Origin of the sequence: Enterococcus dispar ATCC 51266, assembly GCF_000406945.1 — a bacterium.
In the GTDB taxonomy this organism is placed as follows: Bacteria; Bacillota; Bacilli; order Lactobacillales; family Enterococcaceae; genus Enterococcus_C; species Enterococcus_C dispar.
In genome coordinates, this window is sequence record NZ_KE136354.1 from 1967413 (window position 1) to 1982525 (window position 15113).

A 15113-nucleotide genomic window follows, 5' to 3' on the forward strand; every position below is an offset into this window, starting at 1 on the left:
CCTTTTATAGTGTGCCTTACTTTCCAATTTAAAAACACGCAAATCGCATTTCTTTAGCGAAAATAAAGCAATTTTAAACTTTGCTAATTTATTTTGTCGCAACCATCTTATATTTTTCTTCCCGTAGTGCTTTGATGAATTCTTGAATTTCATGGAGCCAAATTGCTTGTGTCATTTTGGGTCCAATAGTTAACGTAATCGTCATTTTTTCCTGATTAACAGCCATCGCCGCTTTCATTTTAGTGGCAGACAATGCTTCAAATAATTGTTCAACAGTATATGTTTTGGTGCCAACTTTACTTAAAGTAACTTTTATCTGTTGCCCAATTTTACGAATACTTTCTAACAAAGCACGATCGCCATCCATTTTGATTTGCCCAATTGTCAACAAATGGGCAACTTCATCGGGATATTCACCAAAACGATCCAATAAATCATCTTGTAATTCATCCAACTGCTCTTCATTTTCTAGTTCACGAATGCGTTTATACACTTCAATTTTTTGACGTTCGTCAGTAATATAAGTCCCTGGCAAGTAAGCATCAATACCCAAATCGATTTCCACAGATGTTTTTTCACTTTGAATGTTTTTGCCTTGTTTGCGCGCTACTGCTTCTTCTAACATTTGGGAATACATATCAAAACCAACCGCATCGATGAAGCCGTGTTGTTGCGCCCCTAATAAATTACCAGCACCGCGAATAGATAGATCCCGCATGGCAATCTTAAATCCTGAGCCAAGTTCTGTAAAATCTTTAATCGCTTGAAGTCGCTTTTCACTAACTTCATTTAAAATCTTTTGCGGTTCATACATAAAATAAGCATAGGCCACGCGATTACTCCGGCCCACACGTCCCCGCAATTGATACAAAGTGGAAAGTCCCATATAATCTGCGTTTTCTACAAATAAAGTATTCACATTGGGAATATCCACACCTGTTTCAATAATAGTAGTGGTCACTAAAATATCGTATTGTCCTTCGATAAAATCTAGCAAAGTATTTTCCAATTGAATTTCGGTCATTTGTCCATGAGCATAACCAATCCGTGCTTCTGGAACGAGGGCTTGTAATTCATCCACTTTTTTCTCAATCGTTTCCACGCGATTATACAAATAAAAGATTTGCCCATCTCGTGCTAATTCCCTATGAATTGCTTCTCGGATTGCTCCAGGATTTTTTTCCATTACATACGTTTGTATCGGGTAACGATTTTCCGGTGGTGTTTCGATTACAGATAAATCCCGTACACCCAGCATGGACATGTGTAACGTCCGCGGAATTGGTGTGGCAGTTAAAGTTAAAACATCCACCTGAGAACGCAATTGCTTTAAGCGCTCTTTATGTTTTACACCAAAGCGTTGTTCCTCATCAATGACCAATAAACCTAAATCAGAAAATTTCACGTCTTGCGATAATAACCGGTGAGTTCCCACCACAATATCTACTTGACCGGTGCGAATTTGTTCTAAGGTTTCTGCTTGTTGTTTTTTCGTCCGAAAGCGGCTTAACAACCCAACATTTACTGGAAATCCCTCAAAACGATCGAGCATCGTTTCATAGTGCTGTTGCGCTAGGATAGTCGTTGGTACTAAAAAGGCCACCTGTTTGCTTTCTTTAATCGATTTAAAGGCTGCCCGCAAGGCAACTTCAGTTTTCCCAAAACCCACGTCTCCTACCAACAGACGATCCATCGGTTTTGGTTTTTCCATATCATGTTTGATTTCAGCAGCACTTCTTAGCTGGTCGTCTGTTTCGGTATAAGGAAAAGCATCTTCAAATTGTTTTTGATATGCATCATCTGGCCCAAAAGCAAATCCTTTTTCGGCTTCACGTTTTGCATACAGCGCTATTAAATCGTCTGCAATATCTTCAATTTTCCCTGAAACTTTCCGCTTGGTTTTACTCCATTCACTGCCACCTAATTTGTTGATTTTAGGCGTTTTTGATTCCGAAGCCACATATTTTTGAATTAAATTCAATTGCGTAACCGGGATAAATAATTTGTCATCATTTTGGTACAAAATCGTGATGTAATCTTGGTGCACCCCGTCGACTTCTAAAGTTTCCATCCCGATGTATTTACCAATCCCGTGATTGGCATGAACGACATAGTCCCCGGGTTTTAACTCATTATAACTTTTCAAGCGTTCGGCATTAGTTATCGTTTGTCGGCGCGCGCGTTTGCGTTTTACTTTTTGGAAAATCTCTTTTTCCGTCACTACTACCAAATGGTCTTGCGGCATTTCAAATCCACTTTGTAAACTACCGACTACAATTTGGCTCCGACCGGTAATCAATTTTTCGGGTTTTGTGACCGGCGCATAAATCTCATGATCACGAAAATTACGATCTAATTTTTGAGCCCGTTCATCATCTGCAACCAAAAACAGCACGGTCTGCTGTTGTTTTTCCCAGCGCTCTAACTCGGCCTTTAATAAGCCCATTTGACTGAAAAATTGTTGCATCGGCCGATATTGAAAATTCCAAATCGCGCCAAAACGTAAATTGCCCATTCCCTTTTGAAACAGAGCAAAAAAACTGGTAGTAAACATTTCTTTTTGAAAGAATTGATGCACATCTATACCAAATTTCTGTTCACTAAAAACCCGTAATTCGCTGATTTTTTGAACTTGCCACTCGCCTTCTTCTCGCTCAATCTCGCGATTGGTTTCCATAATACGAGGATAATCATCTACCATTAACAAGGTGTCTTTGGCAAAATAATCAATAATTGTCGTGGGATCATCGTAAATAAAATCGAGATAAAAATTGACATTTTCTCCCGGTTCACCTTTTAACCATTCATTTTGGAGCTGACCAAAATATTCACTTAAAAATTCTCGATCTGTTTTTTCTTTGGTTACCGCTATCCGTTTTTCCAGCGCTGTATTTAGATTTTTAGCGCCAGTGACTAACTCATCGGTAGTAAAAACCAACTCACTAGTAGGACTGATCGCAACCTTTTTGACATTACCAAGGGAGCGTTGGGTTTCCACGTCAAAATAGCGCATGGAATCAATTTCAACATCAAATAGTTCCACCCGCACTGGATATTCTGCATTTAAAGGATAGATATCAACAATACTGCCGCGAATGCTAAACTCCCCAGGTTTTGCAATCATACTTTCTCTTTGATACCCCATTAAGACTAATTGCGCCGGCAGTTTGGCTAAATCAAGTTCGTCACCTATTTGCCACTGCAGTTGATAGTTGCGCCACGTCTCAGGTGTAGGTAAATATTTACGCAACGCTGCAACGGGCAGCACATAAATTCCCAATTCATTTTGTGAGATAGCATTTAGCGTTTGTACCCGTTCTGCTTTGGCTTCTGGCGAAGCAAACGCCATTTCTGCTGACAAAACTTCATCCACAGGGAAGGCAAAAACAGCATCGGTCAGATTACGTAAATCTTCGACCAGCTGATTGGTATAATATAAATTGGGGGTTACGACTAAAATGGACTTTTGCATTTTTTTAAAGGTACTCACAATTGCCAAAGTTTTAGCCGAACCCGAAAGGCCGGTTAACAACTGCCGTTTGCTATTTTGGGCTAATTGCTCTTGCCATTGATTAATTTGGGGCACTTTATCAAATAAACCAAGCAAATTCATTTTTTTACCTCCTAATATTAAGATGTTTTAATTGACTTGTCTTACTGTTAAGTTGATGCATCTATTAAAACTAATTTTCTTTTAAGCTCTTTAATTAATTAAATTTATTCATCGTATTAATAAAATCATCGGTTTTAAAATATTCTTCCAAAGCGGCCACTGCTTGATCCACACTTGTTTCAATTAATGCCAAATCAGCTTGTGAAAAAGGGCTTAGTACATGATTTACAACTGTCATATTTTGTTGTGGTCTGCCAATGCCAATTTTAATTCTGTCAAAAATTTGGCTCCCTTTTAAATGTGAAATAATACTCTTGATCCCATTATGACCGCCTGCGCCACCTTTTTGACGAAGCCGGATTTTCCCAACCGCTAAATCCAAATCATCATAAACAACCACTAATTCTTCTGGCAGTATACCTAAATAGGTCATTAATGGCCCTACTGCTCTACCAGAGTCATTCATGAATGTTTGGGGCTTTAACAAAATTATTTTTTCGCCCCCAACAAAAAATTCACCTTGTTCTGCTTCAAAATTATTGCGTTTAAAAGCAACACTATATTTTTCAGCTAAACGGTCGATTGTCATGAAGCCAACATTATGTTTTGTTTTTGCGTATTTTCCCCCGGGATTTCCCAGGCCAACAATCAATTTCATCTTTCTTCCTCACTTTATCTTTGCGACTAAAACACGCCAAAAGGCCAGGCGATGGATTATCCCCTAGTCTAGTTTATCAATTAATTCCTAGCATGCTCACTATTTCGTTAATTGCACATTAATTAAAAAGTTTTATTAACTGTACTGTTTTAGTATTATAACACAAACTAAAAGATTCGCTAAAAGATGCAAGCGCTCTTTAGCTTTTTTTAGAGATATTCCTTTTAAACTCTATTGCTCAAACTAAAACAAACTTTTGAGATAATGTAAGTGCTCACAAAAAGAAACAGCTGTAAAAACTGTATTATATCGAGGCATATCGCATGACAAATGATAAGTGAAATGATAGGATTGCTTGTGAAGGAAATAATCTGAGAAGGGATGAAACAAACATGACAGAAGTAGAAAAAAGTGCTTTATTAAAAGATCACCAAAAAGTTATCTTAGTAGGTGACGGTGCTGTTGGTTCTAGTTATGCTTTTGCACTTGTAACTCAAAATATTGCCCAAGAAGTTGGGATTGTCGATATTAACGTCAAAAAAACTGAAGGCGATGCATTGGATTTAACTGATGCCCTAGCTTGGACTTCTCCTAAGAAAATTTATTCAGCTACTTACGCAGACGCACACGATGCCGATTTAGTTGTTATTACTGCTGGTGCACCTCAAAAACCAGGTGAAACCCGCTTAGACTTAGTTCATAAAAACTTAAAAATCAATCGCGACGTTGTAACTCAAATCGTTGCATCTGGCTTTAACGGTATTTTCTTAGTGGCCGCTAATCCAGTTGATATTTTAACTTATTCAACATGGAAATTCTCAGGTTTTCCAAAAGAACGCGTTATCGGTTCTGGTACTTCACTAGACTCTGCTCGTTTCCGTCAAAAAATTGCAGAATTGGTTAAAGTAGATGCTCGTAACGTCCATGCTTATATTTTAGGTGAACACGGTGACTCTGAATTCCCAGTTTGGTCACACGCCAACGTTGCCGGCTTACAAATTTACGAATGGATTAAAAATAATCCTGACGTGGATGAAGAAGCAATGGTCAACTTGTTCTTTAGTGTCCGCGATGCGGCTTATACAATTATCGATAAAAAAGGTGCAACCTTCTATGGTATTGCAACTGCTTTAGCTCGTATTACCCGCGCTATCTTAAACGATGAAAATGCTGTCTTCCCATTATCTGTTTATTTAGAAGGTCAATATGGCTTAAACGATATTTATATCGGTGCACCAGCAGTCATCAATGCGCAAGGGATTCAACAAGTTATTGAAATTCCATTGACCGATTCTGAACAAGACCGGATGAACGCTTCTGCTTCCCAATTGAAAAATATTGTGGATGAAGCTTTCAAAAAATTAGAAGAAGAAGACGCAGCTAAATAATTTCTAATAAAAATAGATTTTTTATCTTGCCTGTCGACATTTTTGTCGTCAGGCTTTTTTAACAAAGTTTTATATTTGTCTTTTTTAATTAAGGTCCTTTATTCTTTTTATTAAAGGTAGACTTAATGAAAAAAATAATTTTAAATTTTTTATTGTCTTTTAAGCATAATCTTCGCTTTTTTCACAATCTATGCTATGATATTCTCGATATAAATTATACATTTATTATAAAATAAACGCTTTAAGGAGATATCTGATGACTAGAGCTTCTCGCCACAAAAAACATACTAAAGTGATTGTTGCTATTTTTTTAGCCTTATTCGTTATTGCCGGAGGCGCTTATGCCGTGCGAAGCTTTCATTATAGAGATCACTTCTTACCCAATACCAAAATTAACGAAACCAATATTGCCAATCTAACTGTCAAAGAAGCAAACGCAAAGCTTAAAGGCGCTGCGGATGAACAGACTTTTGACATTCAAGATAATGGCCAAAATTGGCAATCCATCAAAAAAGTCGATCTTGGTTTAAAAACAGACTACACCAAAGATTTAGAGAAAATCAAAGAGGCCCAAAATCGCTGGAAGTGGGGCGTTGCGTACGTTTTTGCCGATAGTGATGACAAATTAGATGGTATTGCAGTCGATGAAACACAACTGGACAGTGCTATTAAAAAAGTAGAAGCCCAATTGAATGACCTCAATAAAAATCGGACGAAAACCAAAGATGCTACTTTAACAAAAGGGCCTGCCGGTTTTACGGTTACCCCTGAAGTAGAAGGTAATTCTATAAATGTGGCTGCTGTTGTCTCTGACATCAAAAAATCGGTTAGCAGCAATAAAGATAGTTTAGAGCTAACCAATTATACCGAAAAGCCGAAAGTAACCGCCAATGATACCAAGCTTAAAGAAGAACTTGACGCTTTAAATAAAGTTGCCCAAGTTCAGGCCAACTATTCAATTAATGGTACCGACTTTCAAATCCCTACTACCACAATTATGGATTGGTTGGAATACAAAGATGGAAAAGTTACTTTAAATAAAGAAAAAGTAACCGACTACGTTACGGCCCTTGGTAATCAATACAATACAAGTAGTAACCCAACAACTTTCAAAAGCACGCGCCGTGGTGATGTTACCGTTCCTGATGGTACCTTAAGCTGGACTATCCAAACCGATCAAGAAGTCCCGGCTTTAATGGAACAAATTATGAAAGGAGAAGATTTTACCCGTTCTCCAATCGTTAAAGGAAGCGCAACTGCTGATAAACCATTAGTTGGCAACACCTATATTGAAGTTGATTTAGAAAATCAACATATGTGGTATTACAAAGATGGCGCTGTCGCCCTTGAAACAGACATCGTCTCTGGCAAACCAAAATCACCCACACCTGCAGGAGTTTTTTACGTCTGGGAAAAAGCCCGTAATGAAACACTTCGAGGAAAAAACGATGATGGTACCAAATACGCTAGTCCAGTTGACTACTGGATGCCAATTGATTGGACTGGGGTCGGCATTCACGATTCTGATTGGCAGCCTGCTTACGGCGGCGACCTTTGGAAAACGCGTGGCTCTCATGGTTGTATTAACACACCGCCTGATGTTATGGCCAAACTTTATAACATGGTGGAAACTGGCACACCAGTCCTTGTCTTTTAATTTATAACTACCAACCCCCGCTTCTACAATAGAAGCGGGGGTTTTAATAAAATAAGCCCAGCTTAGAATCAATTTCTAAGTTGGGCTTATTTCATTTTTGATGATAAATCGTAATACCAAGAACACCAAATAATAACAGCGACACTAACCAGATTGCTTTACCACCAAAGAAAGCAGCTGAGAGTGTACTTAAAATCGCCCCGAGACAAAATGCGAAAATAATAGTCGCCGTATATTTGATTTTGAAACTGGCAGTAGGATCTTTTTTGAAAAAATGCTGGTACGTATAATCCGCGATGGAGCGTAAATTTCCTGTCGTCATCGTCGTTGCATAAGGCAAACCTGCCAATCGGCGATAAGTGGCAAATTGGATAGCCGCAAAAAAAGAGAGTGCGGAATTAATCAATAAATTATGACCAAAATCCGAAAAAAGACCCACACAAAATATTCCGATGCCTTCAATAGCAACTGCGATATTTTGCCAGACCAAGCGCTTGTGTTCAAACCGAAATTTTAATACATCAGTAAAAAAAATCCCCAATAAAAACATGCCAATCGGAACTACATAGCGCACAATATAGCCAAAGTTTCCTTGTGCTAAATTTAAACCTAGTAAAATCACATTACCGGATTGCATACTGGCGAAAACTTCGCCGTGAAACAAATACGTATAGGCATCTAAAAAGCCTCCTGCCATCGCTAACATGACGCCCACCGGCAAACTTTCATGAATTGCAATTCGATCGTCAAGAAATTTAAATTTCGGTATTTGCATGCCTAGTTTTCCAAACTAGTAAAGACTTCGGCTACATCGTCATCGTCTTCTAATTTATCGACTAATTGCTCTAATTTGGCTTTTTGGTCCTCAGTTAAAACAATTGTCGTTTGCGGCAGCATCGTCAATTCCGCTTGTGCTAAAGTAAAGCCGTCTTTTTCTAACTGATCGCGGACAGTCGTAAAATCTTCTGGCGCTGTATAAATTTCAAATACTTCTGGTGAAGAAATCAAATCTTCTGCACCTGCTTCCAATACATCGTCAAACATGGTCTCTTCACTGACATTTAACCCTTCTCGTTCAATCGCAATATAGCCTTTACGCTCAAATAAATAATTAACTGAGCCCGTTTCACCCAAATTACCGCCATTGCGGGTAAAAGCAACACGCACATTTGTCGCTGTCCGATTTCTGTTATCCGTTAATGCATGAACCAAAATCGCTACGCCCCCAGGACCATAGCCTTCATACGTTACTTCATCATAATTAGCTTCATCAGCCGAACTAGTAGCTTTTTTTATCGCCCGATCGACATTGTCATTTGGCATATTGGCAGCTTTAGCCTTATCAACTGCTAAACGTAAAGCCGGATTCAGCGCTACATCGCCACCACCAGATTTTGCAGCCATATAAATTTCCCGAGATAATTTTTGGAAAATCTTACCTCGTTTTGCATCTTGGGCATTTTTTCTTCCTTGGATATTATTCCATTTACTATGTCCAGACATTCTTACTCCTCCTTATTCACTTTTAGCCTAATATTTTCGGCTTACTTCCCTATTGTAGCCCTTTCTCTTTATTTTTCAAATTCAAGCCTACCCATTAAAAGTAAAGAAGACAGCGATAAGTCTGCACTTATCACTGCCTTCATTTACACTAACCGTTTTTTAGTCAGCAGCAGGTAGCCTAAAATAATGACAACGGCTGTTAACGCTCCAGACATATCCAAGACAACATCTTGAAAAAGCGGTGTTCTATCTCCTGTTAACATCTGATGAAATTCATCTAAAGCAGCGTACCCCGTTGCACTTAAAATACCAAAGAAACTTCCCCACCAAAAATTTTTCTGCTTATAGTATAGCGCTAACGTAAAACTGCCACCTAAAATGAAATACGTCACAAAATGTGCCCCTTTACGAATAAAAAATTCTACAAAAGAAAAGTAGCCTTTAGCCGCAATACTTACCTCACTACCCGCATAATTAAAAGCAATATTGTGCAAACTTTTTTTCAACGGCTCATTTTTCAATATTTTTTCTAAAAGTCCAACTTGTGATTGTTGCTGATAGGTCTGAGAAGAGCTAATAAATAAAATGACCATTGTCACGAGTCCAATCACCAAATACAGATAAGGATTTTTAAAATTGCGTTTCATTTCACTACCTCCCGTTCAATTTTTTATTTTACCATAAATCTGATTCCGTTAGATAACGCTTCTTGAACCTATTTTTCAAATAGACTTTAGCGGCAAGATTCGCCTTAAAATTGTAAAATTCAAAGCTCTCAGAAGGTTCTGAATACTTTTGTTGTGCTATACTAAAAAAGATAAAATGAATAGAAAGAAGTGTTGTAAATGTACGCATTAACATGGGATTTAGACAGCATTTTCCCCGGTGGCAGCCAATCAAAAGAACTTACGGCTCGGATGGAACTTTTAGCAGAACAATTAAAAGAATACCAAACCAAAGTCAAAAATTTAGCTGTAAAAGATGACACAGCGGCAGAAAGCCTAACGAATCTCTTAAATTTACGAGAAAAAATCGCCAACGGTTTTTCACAATGTAGTTCTTTTTTAAACGCCTTGATGTCCGCAGATGTTACCGATGTGGATGCTAAAATTCGGTACAGCAAATTAACGACCTTATCCCCAATTTTTCAATTAAGCGAAACAATTTTAGCCAAAAAATTCACGGAAATTGACGATGAAAACTGGATGAAACTGTTAGAAAACGATGCTTTAAAAACGGTTGCTTTTCGTTTAAGCGAAATTCGTCGCGATGGTAATGAATTATTATCAGAAGAAGCAGAAAATATTATTAACACCTTATCTTTAGATGGTTTAAATGCATGGAGTCAACACTATGACACCTTAGTAGCCACCATTGAAATTCCATTTACTGACGAAAATGGTAACTTGCAACAATTATCTGCCGGACAAGCATTCAATAAAATGATGGGAGATCCTAATTCTGAGGTACGGGCGACATTATTTGCCGCTTGGGAAAAGGTATGGTCTGAAAAAGCTGAATTATTTGGCGATACTTTAAATCACTTGGATGGTTTCCGTTTATCCACTTATAAATTGCATGGCGTAACTGATTATTTAAAACAACCTTTGGAATACAACCGCATGTCAAAAGCGACTTTAGATGCAATGTGGTCTACGATTCAAAAAAATAAACAACCAATCGTCGACTTTTTAACTCGTAAAGCCCAATTATTCGGCAAAGAAAAAATGGAGTGGCAAGATCAAGATGCACCGATTATTTTAGATGGTATGAAGGAACGGACTTTCACCTATGACGAAGCTGCAGCTTTCATCTTGGAAAATTTCCGCAAATTTAGTCCTAAAATGGCAGATTTTGCCCAAATGGCATTTGAAAAAAGTTGGATTGAAGCAGAAAATCGCCGTGGTAAACGTCCAGGCGGCTATTGTACTGAATTACCTGAAACACAAGAATCCCGTATTTTCATGACATACAGTAACTCTATTAATGAAGTTGCTACTTTAGCTCACGAACTGGGTCATGCTTTTCATAGCAGTGTTTTATGGGACATCCCTCGTCTAAACCAAGATTATGCTATGAATGTTGCCGAAACTGCCAGCACTTTTGCGGAATTAATCGTAGCCGACGCTACGTTAAAAGGAGCCACATCAAAAGCGGAAAAAATTAATTTGTTAGATGCTAAAATGCAAAACGCGATTGCGATGTTTATGAACATTCACGCCCGTTTCATTTTTGAAAATGATTTTTACACTGCTCGTCAACAAGGCTTGGTGGCACCAGAAGAAATTACTGAAATGATGGTTGGGGCTCAAAAAGAAGCTTATGCCGACGGTCTAGCAACATATCACCCTCATTTTTGGGCAGCTAAATTGCACTTCTTTATTGATGATGTGCCATTTTATAATTTCCCTTATACTTTTGGCTATTTATTCAGTATGGGAATTTACGCTCAAGCAATGAAAAGCGATGGCAATTTTGAAGATCAATACATTGCATTATTGCGAGATACAGCAGCCATGACCACTGAAGAATTGGCGCAAAAACACTTAAATGTTGATTTAACAAAACCAGATTTTTGGCAAGCAGGCATTGATATGGTCTTACATGATATTGCTGACTTTATAGAGTTAACCAACGAATACGTAAAATAATTATACTTTCTTTTTACCTTTACACGCGCCGGAGTCGGCGCGTGTTTTTTTACATGAAAAAAGCAGACCTTCAATCGTGTCTGCTTACATAATATCTATTTAGTTAAATCGATTTTTTGTCCTACTTGATACAAGAAAATTCCGCCAATTGCCATTGACAAAAACTCACCCACCGCTATATAACCCCAGTTAAGCCAAAAGGGCATTTGATATAAAAACGTTAATTGTCCTGCAACAGTAAACATAGAAAAAGCAAATAATAGTGTTGTGATGGCTATTTTCACCTTCATATCGGTAAAAAAAGCAGACACTTTACGGCAAATTAACAACACAAAAAACGTGCAGACACTCCCGACAACGACATCGATGATCCCATTTGGGGAAGCAATATTGGCAATGGCACAACCAATAGTTACCGACCATACATAGCGTTTGTTGTATAAAGCCAAAAAGTTGAACATTTCGGCAACGCGTAATTGCACTTGTCCAAAACTAAAAGGGGCTAAAAACACTGTAACAACCACATATAATGCCGCTACCATCGCCATTTTAGCAATTTCATCTGTCGTCCAGTGAACTGAACGTATTTTTTTCATTTGATTATCCATTTTTTCTCTCCTTTACAAGGTATAAGACCTTGGTAATAAGCTGCACCCAAAGGATTGAAGTGGTGCAGTGGGAAATGTTCCCTGTCTTTAACTATAACAAAAGCTACGCGCATTGCAATACTATTTTGGTGAGTATAAAATCTCAACAAAAATAATTTTTATTTTAATAACCAGCCACCATCAATCGGCACGATATTTCCTTGTAAATAACGGGCTTTAGAACTGGCTAAAAATAAAGTCAAATCAGCAACTTCTTCTGGTTGGGCCCACCGCTTAACAGGTGTCTCACTTGCAACCCATGCTGCCATTTCCCCCTCCCCGGCAAAGTCCGCGGCATTCATTGGTGTCTGAATTGCGCCGGGAGCAATTCCTACTACATGTACATCTTCAGCATAATCTAAGGCGAGTTGCTTTGTAAAACCGGCAATCGCATGTTTACTACTGGTATAACTAATGCCGCCACCACCAGCAACTAGACTTGCAATGGAACACATATTAATAACCGTTCCTTTTGTCTTAAGTAAAATTGGCAAAACAGCTTTTGTAATATAGTAAATACTATTTAAATTGGTGGTTAAAATTTCTTGCCATAATGCGTCATCTGTTTCAAGTAAAGGTTTGTAAGCATCCAATTTGCCAGCGGTATTTAATAAAATATCAATTTTGCCAAAATTAGCTAAACAATTTTTTACCGCTGCAACACAATCTTCTTTTTTGGCTACATCTCCAACAAAGCCGCTAAAACGACCCTCAAATGTAGCAAATTGCGCTGAAAAATCGGACTGCCTATCCATGCCAAAAACTTGTGCACCTGCTTGTAAAAAAGCTTTCGCCTGCGCCCGACCAATCCCAGAAGCTGTTCCCGTGACAAAAACCACCTGATTTACAAATTCCCCTTGACTGCAGTCTGTCATTTTACAATTGTCCAATCGTTGGCTAAAATATCACAAACAGTGGGAGCAAAGCTAGAAAAACCTTCATCTGCAGTTTTAATCAGAAAATAAGGCGTAACAGGAGCCTCTTCATAACTTTCACCTTCTACTAAGGTGACATACAATTCAAAACCGCCCCACCCTTTGCGAATAATTTTTTCACCTTGTTTTAAATGAGGTAAAATTTCTTCAAATGTCATAATGCATCTCTCCTATTTACTTATTGATTGCTTTAAAATTTCGCGAAGATAAAAACACAATCTCTATCACAAACATCCAACTAAATAGACGCCACAAGTTTACCCTTTTAAAGTTTAACATTGCGTTTTACATGGATTTTTTAACTTTGAGATTGAAATTTATTTTACTTTATCATGCTTTTAATTGATTGACCATATAAAAAAAGCTGAACACGCACGATCAGCTCTCACAGCAACAGACTTGCTATATCGGTATCTCTTACAAACACCCTATTAATCCTTTTATCTATAAAAAAACACGACCTTCAAATGAAGATCGTGTTGGGAAGTTAAACTACATGCGTACTGCAAATTGTGGTGCATAGTAAGATACAGAACTAATTTTTACACTTTCACCTGGTTGTGGTGCATGGATATAGCTTCCGCCACCCATTGCAAGTGCTACGTGATAAGAACTGCCTGGAGAACCCCAGAAGTATAGATCGCCAGCTTGTGCTTGACTAACTGGAATGATTGTACCAGCAGATTCTTGCGCGACTGTGTAAGTACCAATGTTACGTCCTGCAGCATGTAAGTATACATAGCCAACAAAACCTGAACAGTCAAACCCTGAAGGATCTTTACCGCCCCATACATATGGAACACCAATAAATTGTTGTGCATAACCAACTACACCGCCACCTGAAGGAGCAGGAATATTTGGTTTAGGAATTTCTGGTGTAGGTGCTTCAGAAGAAGTACCGCCATTGCTATTAGATGAGCCAGTATTCCCACTGTTGCCAGTATTTGATGAACCTGTATTACCATTGTTTGAATTACTTGATGAACTAGAGTTTGATGAGCTTGAACCCGCATTCCCATTGTTGCTATTTGAAGAACCTGTTGAATTTGAAGCTGTGCCAGATTCATTCGCTGCTGGTGCTTGGCTAGTTGCGCTTGTTTCGGTTGCTGTACTTTCTGCAACTGCATCTTGTGCTGCTTGTTCTTGTGCTTGTTTACGTGCTGCTTCCGCTTGTTTTTCTTGTTCGCGAATACGCGCTTGTTCTGCTTCAGCTTCTTGTTTTTCTTTTTGTAAGCCAGCTTTTTGACCTTCAGCAGTATTTTGTTGCAAAGCAAGGTCAGCTTTCATTGCATTTAAATCCGCTTGTTTTCCTTGAACTTCTGCTTTTTGGTTTTCAAGTTCTGCTTGGTTGGCTTGAATTTGTGCCAATTTTTTGTCGTTTTCAGCTTTTTTGTCTTCAACGGCTTTTTTATCATCTTTTTGTTGTTTAACTAAGTCGTTATTGGCTTTGACGATTGTTGTCATCGCTTGAACACGACCAATTGCATCTGTTAAAGAATCAGATTCCACAACAGCATCGATGAAGTTGGTACTTTGACCATTTACTTGAACATCACGAGCTTGTTTTTTGATTGCTTCTTCTCTTTTTGCAATCCGTTCTTTTAAAGTTGAAATTTCTTTTTGTAATTTTTGAGTATCTTTATTTAATTTTACTTGATCGTTTACCAAGCTTTCAGCTTTGGCAGTAATTGCAGCCACTTCGCTTTCAAGCGCATCAATTTGGGCTTGTGCACTTGCTTGTTGACCTTTCAAGTCATTAATTACTTTATCTTGATTTTCAATTTTTTGATCGATAGTATCTGCCGCGGCTACACTGGGAGCTGCAACTGCTGTAAGTGTTAATGAGCAAACTAACAATGCTGATAACAAACTCTTCTTCACTCTTCATTCCTCCGACTGGCTAACTTTGAATTTTTTCTTAACTATTCGGGAATTTTTTTAGACCTTTCCCGACAACATCAAAATTGTAACACAGTGATATGACATTAAGATAAATGAAATGTTACAAAATTGTTTCAAATGCACTTTTTTATATGACAAAATTGTAAGCATAAAAAAAAC

At 38.1% G+C, this 15113-nt stretch carries 12 protein-coding genes; 3 read left to right on the forward strand and 9 right to left on the reverse strand.

The genetic code is table 11. The annotated features are described in order from the left end of the window. Positions 1-88: 88 nt before the first annotated feature. Complete coding sequence (gene mfd, locus RK01_RS09415; RefSeq protein ID WP_016173045.1) at positions 89-3613, reverse strand: transcription-repair coupling factor; 3525 nt, start codon at positions 3611-3613, stop codon at positions 89-91. A gap of 94 nt (positions 3614-3707) precedes the next feature. Then, positions 3708-4271 (reverse strand): aminoacyl-tRNA hydrolase, encoded by a 564-nt coding sequence (pth, locus tag RK01_RS09420; RefSeq protein WP_016173046.1) that lies wholly within the window; start codon positions 4269-4271, stop codon positions 3708-3710. Positions 4272-4663: 392 nt separating this feature from the next. Between pth and RK01_RS09425 the strand changes: the two genes are divergently transcribed. After that, the gene (locus RK01_RS09425; RefSeq protein WP_016173047.1) at positions 4664-5659 is read left to right on the forward strand and encodes an L-lactate dehydrogenase; all 996 of its coding nucleotides are present in this window, start codon (positions 4664-4666) and stop codon (positions 5657-5659) included. 256 nt (positions 5660-5915) lie between these two features. Further along, positions 5916-7316: a L,D-transpeptidase family protein gene (locus RK01_RS09430; RefSeq protein WP_016173048.1), complete on the forward strand. Its 1401-nt coding sequence runs from the start codon at positions 5916-5918 to the stop codon at positions 7314-7316. A 91-nt stretch (positions 7317-7407) separates the two neighbouring features. Here the strand turns inward: RK01_RS09430 and RK01_RS09435 are convergent, their stop codons facing one another. The 3 genes from RK01_RS09435 to RK01_RS09445 form a co-directional block, all read right to left on the reverse strand. After that, positions 7408-8091 (reverse strand): YoaK family protein, encoded by a 684-nt coding sequence (locus tag RK01_RS09435; RefSeq protein ID WP_016173049.1) that lies wholly within the window; start codon positions 8089-8091, stop codon positions 7408-7410. 2 nt (positions 8092-8093) lie between these two features. Beyond that, entirely contained in the window at positions 8094-8819 is a 726-nt protein-coding gene (locus tag RK01_RS09440; protein ID WP_016173050.1) for a YebC/PmpR family DNA-binding transcriptional regulator, read from the reverse strand. 143 nt (positions 8820-8962) lie between these two features. Next, a complete protein-coding gene (locus tag RK01_RS09445) occupies positions 8963-9466 on the reverse strand; it encodes a VanZ family protein (protein ID WP_016173051.1) in 504 nt (167 codons plus the stop codon). Positions 9467-9664: 198 nt separating this feature from the next. Here RK01_RS09445 and RK01_RS09450 point away from each other — a divergent pair, with 198 nt between their 5' ends. Then, on the forward strand, positions 9665-11470 hold the full coding sequence (locus RK01_RS09450) for a M3 family oligoendopeptidase (protein WP_016173052.1): 1806 nt from the start codon (positions 9665-9667) through the stop codon (positions 11468-11470). Between the two features lie 95 nt (positions 11471-11565). Here the strand turns inward: RK01_RS09450 and RK01_RS09455 are convergent, their stop codons facing one another. The 4 genes from RK01_RS09455 to RK01_RS09470 all read right to left on the reverse strand — a co-directional run bounded on the left by RK01_RS09455 (position 11566) and on the right by RK01_RS09470 (position 14933). Further along, positions 11566-12078, reverse strand: coding sequence for a QueT transporter family protein (locus RK01_RS09455; RefSeq protein ID WP_016173053.1), 513 nt, complete (start codon positions 12076-12078; stop codon positions 11566-11568). A 158-nt stretch (positions 12079-12236) separates the two neighbouring features. Beyond that, positions 12237-12992 (reverse strand): 3-oxoacyl-ACP reductase, encoded by a 756-nt coding sequence (locus tag RK01_RS09460; protein WP_016173054.1) that lies wholly within the window; start codon positions 12990-12992, stop codon positions 12237-12239. Further along, on the reverse strand, positions 12989-13210 hold the full coding sequence (locus RK01_RS09465; protein ID WP_016173055.1) for a DUF2829 domain-containing protein: 222 nt from the start codon (positions 13208-13210) through the stop codon (positions 12989-12991). The genes RK01_RS09460 and RK01_RS09465 overlap by 4 nt, the downstream gene beginning before the upstream one ends. 334 nt (positions 13211-13544) lie before the next feature. Further along, a complete protein-coding gene (locus RK01_RS09470; protein WP_016173056.1) occupies positions 13545-14933 on the reverse strand; it encodes a C40 family peptidase in 1389 nt (462 codons plus the stop codon). Positions 14934-15113 lie beyond the last annotated feature (180 nt).

Coding starts and splice junctions, on each gene's coding strand:
- mfd (WP_016173045.1), bottom strand. CDS start 3,613: ATGAATTTGCTTGGTTTATTTGATAAAGTGCCCCAAATTAATCAATGG.
- pth (WP_016173046.1), bottom strand. CDS start 4,271: ATGAAATTGATTGTTGGCCTGGGAAATCCCGGGGGAAAATACGCAAAA.
- RK01_RS09425 (WP_016173047.1), top strand. CDS start 4,664: ATGACAGAAGTAGAAAAAAGTGCTTTATTAAAAGATCACCAAAAAGTT.
- RK01_RS09430 (WP_016173048.1), top strand. CDS start 5,916: ATGACTAGAGCTTCTCGCCACAAAAAACATACTAAAGTGATTGTTGCT.
- RK01_RS09435 (WP_016173049.1), bottom strand. CDS start 8,091: ATGCAAATACCGAAATTTAAATTTCTTGACGATCGAATTGCAATTCAT.
- RK01_RS09440 (WP_016173050.1), bottom strand. CDS start 8,819: ATGTCTGGACATAGTAAATGGAATAATATCCAAGGAAGAAAAAATGCC.
- RK01_RS09445 (WP_016173051.1), bottom strand. CDS start 9,466: ATGAAACGCAATTTTAAAAATCCTTATCTGTATTTGGTGATTGGACTC.
- RK01_RS09450 (WP_016173052.1), top strand. CDS start 9,665: ATGTACGCATTAACATGGGATTTAGACAGCATTTTCCCCGGTGGCAGC.
- RK01_RS09455 (WP_016173053.1), bottom strand. CDS start 12,078: ATGGATAATCAAATGAAAAAAATACGTTCAGTTCACTGGACGACAGAT.
- RK01_RS09460 (WP_016173054.1), bottom strand. CDS start 12,992: ATGACAGACTGCAGTCAAGGGGAATTTGTAAATCAGGTGGTTTTTGTC.
- RK01_RS09465 (WP_016173055.1), bottom strand. CDS start 13,210: ATGACATTTGAAGAAATTTTACCTCATTTAAAACAAGGTGAAAAAATT.